Raw genomic sequence first — 9,234 nt, 5'->3', positions numbered from 1 at the left:
GGTGAAATTCTTATTGTAAGTCCAGTATTCCGTAAGAGTTTTATCGCTCTGACATTAATCCATAAGTTTCGATACTTGCAATGAACAAGGGAAGTTCCAGAAGTCGGGGATTATTAAATACAACGGTCTTGTGTATGAAACGTAGCGTTTAAATAGTCGCTAACTTTTCAGATTTAGCACGAGCCGAATTTTTTATTTTTATGTTTAATTTTCTTTTATAAATATAACCAAACAAAAAATTTGGCGTACTTTGTAAATATACAAAAACCTTTCGGAAAGCCTTTAATAGCTATGTTTTATACACGTTGTTGTAAGTAGTGCTTTTTTCATTCAGCTTGGTTTTCCGATGTTTGTTATCTTGTTCTTCATTGTGCGTTGGCGAGACATACTCTTTTGTAATTTTTGGCGTAGCGTTGGCTGTAGCGAATTGCAAATGTGTATGGCTTTTTAGCGTTGGCTTTTTAATTACTAAATATTCTTTTCAATCGCTGCAATTTCAGTCGGTTCAATTTGGTAAAGCTCGTAAATAATCGAGTTGATTTCACTTTCGGCTTTTTTCAATTCCATTGTAAGTTGCTCTAATTGTTTCGTTAATTGTATTTCTCGGTCAAAATTGTTTTCCGCTTTTGCTTGGTCTAACAATTCTTGATAATCTACTCTTTTTTGATGGTTACTTATTATGGTCTTTACAAATTCCGATACGTTTTCTTGAATTTCCTTTTTTGGTTCAATAATTGGTAAATTCATTAAAGGACCTTTGTCAACTTGATATAAATCGCCTTGCATCTTGCCTTGATATTTTAACCAAAAAGCTATTAAGTTGCTGTTTAATAATCCTGTTAAATAGCGTTGGTTTAAACGGTCTGTTTGGATAGAAAAATAGGTTTGAGAAACATAGCAGTCAAAATCTGTAAATGTAAAAGTTGGTCTTGCACATTTTCTTAATGATATTATCTTTTCTCCATTAAAAAACTTTTCTTCTCTGGCTCTGTGTAAACCATAAGGTTTGTTGCTTGACGTAATTACTTCTTGAAACTTATCTAAATGTTGTTTTAGATTTGGGTATGGCTCAATAGTTTCTGGATTTTTAAAACTGGAATCCGTATAAATAACCCAAAGTCTATTTTTATTTGTTCCATAAAAACTGTTTAATTCAGATGTTGTAAAAAACGGTTTTACTAACTTTTTTTCTTCTGATGTTAATTTCAGATTTTCGTACTCTTTTTGGGAAATATTAAAAATACCATCTCCAACCTCAAATTCATCTCCTAAAATTGCTTGATTTTTTTTGTTTAGAAAGTCTTGTGGTGCGACAATACCTTGAGCAATTTCTTTTTTATCAAAATGGAAATTCTGTTTTGATCTTATTTTATCTAAAATTAATGTCAGTTCAGCATTTACAAAATTTATAGGTTTGTCAAGATTTTCCGTTTTGTCTATGTTTGCTTTAAAATATTCGTACTTATCATCTTTTACACGTTCTAAAAATAATTGAGCGTTTTCGTGTTTTATTTTGCTATCTAAAACTTTTGAAAAACTAAAGTTGTAATTTTCATTGTCGTCAGAGCTTTTCATTATGTAAATCATTGTTTGAATTCCTGCTGAATCAAACACTTTAAAATCGCCAAAATCTATAAATTCTGTAATTCTACCTTTGTTCAGTACAATATTTCTAAACTTTGATGCCCCCGAATTTGTAATCCAATTGTTTGGTGCGATATAGCCAATGAGACCATAATCTTTTTTGATAATGTCCAATGCCAAAGCCCCAAAGAAATACCACAAATCCATTTTGCCCTGATAACAAGGATGCTCGTGCAACCCATCAAAGGCTTGCCTGTTTGTGTATTCTTTTATGTATGGTGGATTTCCAATAACAACATCAAAACCTCCGTTTTTCATAATGTCTGGAAACTCTTTGTTCCAATCGAACTCGGAAGCTAAAAGTGAATTCCCACATTTAATGTTATTGTTTAATTTGGAAAGTTTTCTGTCTTTTTTTGCTGTGCGAAGCCAAAGTGATAATTGAGCGATTTCAACACTTTCTTCATTAATATCTACACCAAAAAGGTTGTTTTCTAAAATATTTTTGTCTGTGTCAAATAAACGCAAAGGCGAGTTAGTCAAGTCTGCAATGATGTCGTCTATTTTTTCGTGTTCTTCGATTAAAAAGTTTAATGCTTGGTTTAAAAATGCACCACTTCCACAAGCTGGGTCAATGATTTTTAAGTTCGTTAGCCAATTTTTATATTCAGTTATGGTTTTAAAAAGTTTTTTGCCTTTTACAGTTAAAGTTCCATCTTTTTTTAAAAATGAGTCGTCATATTCAATCTCCTCAATGTCGAGTTCTTTTCTTTTTTCAAGGCAAAGTTTGCCAATTGTATTGGTAACAATGTAAGTTGTTATATATTTTGGTGTATAAAAAACACCATCTTTTTTTCGTTTTGTTCTTTTTTGGTCGGAAACAGTTCCCTCTATTTCTGCGGTTACTTCTTCAATCTCGTTTAATGAATGTTCAAAAATATGGCCGAGAATATTTACGTCAACTTCTGTATTGAAATCGTAAGAGGATAGTTTTTTTAAATCGTCAATTAAAATCTCGTCATCAATATTTAAGTTGTTGAGCAGCAAATCTTCGTAGAATAAACCACCATTGTAAGCTGGAATATTGTCAGATTCTTTCTTTCCTTGTCGTCCAATATTCATATAACCAAAATACTGCTTAAAAATTTCGTAAATTGGTTTATAAGCGTCTTCTTCTTTTAAAATGTTATAACGATTTATTACTCTTGAAATCGAGTTTGGTGGCAATAAGCCGCTATCTTCTGCAAAGAGTATGAAAAGAAATCTATCTAAAAGTTTTTGCGATTTTTTAAACAGCAACAACTTGTCATCATCTGGATGGTTTGCAACAAGATTATTGAACAGTTTGTTTTTAAAATGAGAATAGTCGTTGTAAAGTTCTTCCGAAATTTCTTTTTCGTGAAACTGCGTTTCTTTTTTAAGTTTTACAGGAAGATTTGAAAAAATACTTTCTTTATGTAGAATTAAGTAGAGCAGTTCAAATCGTTCTCTGTCGAGAAAAAACAAGTCAAATTCTTCATATTCGGTAGAGTAGTCGATGTAAAAACGTAACTTTTGAAAATTTGACGTAATTACATATTTACATTCTGGTTGATTGTTTTTATAATTAAATGCTTGTTGCGTAATTTTTGTTAAGTCCTTTGTTTTTGTTGACTTTAGTTCAATTACTGCAATTGCATTTTCGTCTTTTAAAATTGCTCCATCTGCCTTTTTTCCGTCTGTTTGGTTTTTAAATTCACGTTGCAAGTCAAAATTTTCATCTGGTCGAAGCGTGTAACCTAAAACGTCAACAAAGATTTCTCTTAAAAATCCGTCTTGATATTCTTCTTCTTTGAGCGTTTTAATTTGCTCAATTTTCGCAGAACTATAATTTTGTCGGAATGTTTGGAAAGCTTTTTCTACCTTTTCTTGGTCAAGACTTTTAAGGTGTTTTTTTATTACGGATTTCTGAAATATTTGCATTTATTTTTGGTCGGTTTTTTCTTTCACAAGGTACGGATTTTTGAGCGTTGGCAAAAAACAGCTCTTTTGGTTTTTTCAGCGTTGGCTGATGTGTCGGCAAAAAACCAAATGTGCTGTTTGTGCGGCTGGCTTTTTTAGTTCAAATGTTCAATTTTAGTTCGATTTTCGCATTACTTACAACGGTCTTGTATAAGAATAGTGCGGTTTTGTGTGCGAGGATTTTCCGCAGGAAAATCAGACGTAACAAAATTGCACGAACTCTTGATTAAGCACTAAACTACGCATTATTTTTATACGTTGTTAGCAGTTGTTTTTATTCGTATTATATATTTCAAATGTTTCCTCAAAATTCAATTTAATATTTTGGTCGTCAGAAACACCAAGTCCAGTTACTGAGCCTTCAAAAATTGTTAAATTCAGTTTTCCACAACTAAACCGAATGAAATTAAAATATTCTTTTTGTCCTTTTATTTTGGTTCCATTAATTACATATTCATCCTTATCAATTCCGAATTCAATAAAATCAATTTTTTCGCCTAAAAGTCGTCCAAGTTTTTCGTCCTTTTTAGTTTCGTAGACTTGCCATAAATCTGGTTCATTTGGTAAATTGTATTCTTTCAGCTTATTTTCAAGTGATGCGTTTTCTCGCAAGTTTATTTTTAAATGACTACCATCAAAGTCGCCTTCAATTTCCAGATATTGGTCAAATTCAGAGAATGTTATTAAAAATATCCAAGGTAAATAGTCGTCATTATGTCTGTCGTTATTAAAATCTACTTGATATATTTCGGCAATAGTTTTTCCGTTAAGTTTATTTAACCAGTTTCCTATGTTTCCATTTAGTTGAAAGTTCATTTTTTTAGGTGTTGCTCTTAAATAACTGCTAACGGTTTTGTATATGATACGTTGCGTGGTTTAAGCACGAAATTTAGCAAATAAAAACCGAATAGAAAATCCGCGAGGATTTTCGTAAATAAGCCTTTACTAGCAATGGATTATATACGTTGTTGTGCAACGTTTTTTTATTCTACTTTAAAATAAAATTCTTTATCAGATTCATTTACAAATCTCCACGATACATTTCCGCATTTATTAAAACCTAATTGATTAGGGTGAAATTCTAAAGGGTAGTCGTCTAGGATATATTCGTTTCTATTCGCATTGGTTACAGAACTATTATTCCAACTCAATACAAAGTCTCCAATATTCAATGCTTTTAATCCTATTCTATAGCTATAATTTAAACTATCAGCATTTATTTCAGATTGTATTGTCATTTGTCCGTTTTCACAAACAGGTAAAAAAGATATGTTACCTAATTCAGTTATTAATTCAAAATTGTCGATTGCGTCTTTGCAATTAGATGATTGCGTTGGTTGTATGAATTTCATTATTGAAATTTGATCTCCTTGAGACCAACCAGGAAATATAGAATCGTTAATTGCCGTGTCGAAGGCCAAAGAAGATACTTTTCCATCTATCCAAATAGTATCATTTATTGAAAATGAAGATTGAGGTGTTACACTAATTTTGTAATCATTAAAAATAAAAGTGCCTGTAGTATCATCGTCTTCACACTGAAAAGCCATTAAAATTGGTGCTAATATTATTAATCTAATTATATATTTTGACATGCATTTTATTTTTTTAGTAGATGCAAAAATATTCTGTTGGTTGCGTCAAATGTTGCACAACGTGTTTGTATATGAAAAGTAGCAGATTTATGTGTGATACTTTTCGGATTAAAACAAATATAGCAGAAAAGAATCAAACTTTAAGTTTAACTCTTAACTGCTATTTTTTATATACGTGGTTATGGGCAGATTTTACCTTGGGTCTGTCCAAACAGTTCCAATAAATTCAGAATCTGCAGGATTACCTATACAGTCTGTACCTGGACCATTCCAAACATATCTGCAAATTATTTCACATTGATTATCATATCTGACTAAATCGTAATCATGTAGAATGTGTTGGTTAAATGAATACACCGTATCTCCTTGATATACTTTTTTTAAAAGTTCTCCTCTAGGATCACTAGGCGGATTACTCATGATGAGTTGATATTCAAAAATATCATCACTCAATAAACATTCAGGGAAAGATAAATCAGGTTCTTCCTCTATAATTGGTTCAGGTTTGTCATCATCTTTATTACATGATAGCATCAACAATAATAAACCAAAAATTAAAATTATCTTTTTCATTTTAATATTTTTTTAGTTATCACTTTATTTGTATTTAATCTAGCCTTAATAATGTATAAGCCATTAGCTAAATTGTTTAAATCAACACTATCCACATAGTTTAAAGTTAAAACTCTACGACCAGACATATCATAAACAACAAATTTAGAAAAATAGGACTCTGTAGCAGCAATACCATTTCCATCATCACAAGGTTCTGGAGGATAAATAAGGCCATTGAAGTTACCTAAATCACCACAAGGGTCACTACCACTTCCGCCTCCATTATAGGGGTTTTGAACATTAACACTTATAGATTGAGAAGCCATAAGATGGTCGTTACTGTAAATTTTACAGATAATATTATGTCTCCCAATATCTCCACCATGAATAAGAGCTGTATTAGTGCCTTGCCCTTGAACAATCTCCCAGCAATAATAAGTATTTGTGCAACCTGTTGGTATTACCCATTGGTAATGCGTTGCACCAACATAAGGATTTAAAGTGTACATACCACCAGTTCCCGGAGTAATTTGTGTCGGACCAGAAATATAATGAGAACCATAAGGAATAAAATTGCCAACACCAACAGCATACCAAGCATTTGCTACTTTAATAGTAGTTGCCTCACCAAACAAATCTGCTGCTGCTTGCATGGTAAGTTCTCTTGCTTGATAAAAAGTAGTTGTCGAGTTAAAATAATATTTTACTGCTCGATATACAATTTTTGCTGCATCTTCTTTTCCAATTCCAGAGAGAAAATAGGTGTCTCCATTGTCGTTCATTCCATTACCACCTTCTGCTAACAAGTAGAACCAATGATTCATAATACCACTATTGGTATGTACGCCACCATTGTCTTCAGAATCACTATCAGGGTGGTAAAATTCTCCAAGATACGTGTCAGGTTGACGTTTATATGAATGAATAGTTTTTGGGTTATCCATTGAACGTAAAACTTTACCATTTAGATAAAAGTCTTCACCTATTGAATATGTGTTTTTTTCTGGAGCAACATAATACTCTACCATCGCACCCCAAATATCACTAATACTTTCTTCTATGGCTCCAGATTCGTAGAAAGACCACATGCCTGAATTATTATTTGTACCGATTTCATGATTAGTAATACCATGAGCTATTTCATGACCAACAGCATCTAAACTAACTATAGCATCACGAGGATATGAACCATCTCCATAAGTCATTATTTTATCAACACCATTCCAAAAGGCACCAGGGTAATTAGTGCCATAATGCACATAACCAGTAATGACACTACCATTATTATCGTAACTGTTTCTGTTGAAATTATCTAAAAAATAATCATAAGTCATTTCTGCTCCCCAATGAGCATCTAGAGCAGCATTATCTTTATTAGTATTATCATATTCTGTAATTGTCCAATTATTATCATTGTCAGTAAAGTTGGTAGGTGAAGAATAGCTCCAAGAATGATTTAAATTATAAGTAATTATCCCACTTCCTCTTGTATTATCTTTTAGTTTAAAAGAGCTACCAACAGCTTCGGTTTCAATAGTTCGTGTTCCAGAATATCTTGTGGCAGCAATACCTTCTATATGGTTTATTATTGGGTTCTCAAAAATAATTTCTCCATTTTTTGCGTCAATATAATAGTAATTATATTTTAAAGGATTTGTTGAGTAGATATCCATTTTATAAGCCAATACAGGTTTAGGTATGCTATCTAGTAAGTTTTTGTCAACAATTACGAGCTCACTTTTTGGGTAATAAGTTGCATTTGGATTATCTTTAAGTTGTTTCCTAAAGTTTTCCATTTCTAGATTTTGCCAAGCATATTCTTGAGAACCAATTTTTTGTAATGCAATATTTAATGCAGATTCTTTAGTTAAAGTTGGTTTTGTGTTTAAGTTTTCTATTCGCAAAACATTCCCACTTACATGATTTAGAGCATTATTTTTTCCAGCAAGTACAACCTCACCAAACTCTACTTTAATACCTTTGTAATATTGTTGTTGTTTTTGAATTGTAATACCTAAATCGACATCTTCCTTTTTTGTCTGAAAACTAATGTTGTCATTTAGGTTAAACTGTTTTTTAAGAAAAGATTCCGTTGTAGTTTTATTAAACGAAACGTTAGTTTCTTTAAGTTTAATAAAAGAAGGACTTCCGTTTTTGTGTTTAGAAATTACTTCTTCTTTTTTTGCTTGCGCAAAAAGACTATTTGATAAAAATACCAAAAGCAAGATTAAAATGTAGTTTTTTGTTTTCATATCTAATTGTTTTAGATGATGCCTACTTCTTTTTAAAGTCGTTTTTCAGCTTGTTACGACCGTTATGCTCGTTAATTTGCCCATAACGTTTGCGTATATGATACGTTGCGTGTGTAAGCAACTAATTTAGCAAATAAAAACCGAATAGAATATTCCGCAGGAATATTCGTAAGCAGGCTAAAACTAGCAATGGATTATATACTTTGTTAGGCAACGTTATTTAATAATATTCTATTTTTCTCGTCAAGATGTATTCCGCGGTTTTACTTTTATTTTTGAAAGATTTTAGTTCAATCCAATTATTTTGATTGTCATATTTAAAAACATATTGACTTTTTAGACCATTCTCTTTTTTAGTTGTTTCTCGAATAACTACTTTGTCTTTATTATATGAATATATTATTTTGGTGGTTAAACTGTCTTTCAGATTGTAATTAATTACTTTTCTTATTTTTTTATTAAGATTATATTTATATTTTTTTTTAAGATATATTCTTTCTTTATAAAAGCGGGTTTCATGTTTTAAAAGATTTTTTTTGTACTCATAAGTTCTTCTATATGTATTAGAGTCGTTTGAATTAAGCCACTTCCATTCAGTCATATTATTAGCGGAGTCATAACTATATTTCATCTCATCTTTCAAAGTATCCTTTTTAACATATTTTTTTTTAGAAACTAAATTATTAGATTTATCATATTCGTAAACAATTTTTTGAATAAATGTACTGTCTAGATTAGTAATTGTAACTGACAATGAATTATTCTTCTTAACTGTTTTAGTTAATGTTGTTTTAAATAGTTTTTTTTGTTTATTTTCATAATGACATATTGAATCGTTTCCGTTAATATCATAGTGATATATTTTACTCGAAGAAGGTTCGTTTTTTGAATTTGAATATGTTTTGTTAATAATTTTACCGTTTTTATCGAATTCTGAATATATTATATATCCAGTAACTTTTTCTTTTAAAGGATCCTCATAATCGATTTCAAGTAGAGACTTTACATTTCCATTTAGTTCCAATTGTTTTGGGTCAAATTTAACTTGGGAAAAAGTATTTTGAATTATAAAAATTAATAAAAAGAACCAAATTATTTTTTTCATTTTTTTTAATGTTGCCTAACGTGTTTGTGTATGGTTAGTTGCGTGGTTAGGGAACTAAGTTAGCAAACTTTAACGAACCCGTGAAAATTCCTGCGGAATTTTCGCAAGTAGGCTCAAAAAAGCAATTAATTATACACGGTGT

Annotated in this window: 6 protein-coding genes; all 6 read right to left on the bottom strand. The window is 30.9% G+C overall.

The window, feature by feature from the left end:
- Positions 1-468 precede the first annotated feature (468 nt).
- Positions 469-3,546 carry an Eco57I restriction-modification methylase domain-containing protein gene (locus ACFSSB_RS15710; protein WP_379906019.1) on the bottom strand — a complete coding sequence of 1,026 codons (3,078 nt, stop codon included), beginning with the start codon at positions 3,544-3,546 and terminating at the stop codon, positions 469-471.
- A 300-nt stretch (positions 3,547-3,846) separates the two neighbouring features.
- Positions 3,847-4,401: a hypothetical protein gene (locus ACFSSB_RS15705; RefSeq protein ID WP_379906017.1), complete on the bottom strand. Its 555-nt coding sequence runs from the start codon at positions 4,399-4,401 to the stop codon at positions 3,847-3,849.
- A 167-nt stretch (positions 4,402-4,568) separates the two neighbouring features.
- The gene (locus tag ACFSSB_RS15700; RefSeq protein ID WP_379906015.1) at positions 4,569-5,180 is read right to left on the bottom strand and encodes a hypothetical protein; all 612 of its coding nucleotides are present in this window, start codon (positions 5,178-5,180) and stop codon (positions 4,569-4,571) included.
- Between the two features lie 192 nt (positions 5,181-5,372).
- The gene (locus tag ACFSSB_RS15695) at positions 5,373-5,714 is read right to left on the bottom strand and encodes a hypothetical protein (RefSeq protein WP_379906013.1); all 342 of its coding nucleotides are present in this window, start codon (positions 5,712-5,714) and stop codon (positions 5,373-5,375) included.
- A 35-nt stretch (positions 5,715-5,749) separates the two neighbouring features.
- Positions 5,750-7,987, bottom strand: coding sequence for a M4 family metallopeptidase (locus tag ACFSSB_RS15690; RefSeq protein ID WP_379906011.1), 2,238 nt, complete (start codon positions 7,985-7,987; stop codon positions 5,750-5,752).
- A gap of 220 nt (positions 7,988-8,207) precedes the next feature.
- The gene (locus ACFSSB_RS15685) at positions 8,208-9,092 is read right to left on the bottom strand and encodes a hypothetical protein (protein ID WP_379906009.1); all 885 of its coding nucleotides are present in this window, start codon (positions 9,090-9,092) and stop codon (positions 8,208-8,210) included.
- Positions 9,093-9,234 lie beyond the last annotated feature (142 nt).

Origin of the sequence: Lacinutrix gracilariae (assembly GCF_042684485.1) — a bacterium.
In the GTDB taxonomy this organism is placed as follows: Bacteria; Bacteroidota; Bacteroidia; order Flavobacteriales; family Flavobacteriaceae; genus Oceanihabitans; species Oceanihabitans gracilariae.
The sequence above is the reverse complement of the archived record's forward strand: the minus strand, read 5'-3'. Positions and strand labels throughout refer to the sequence as shown.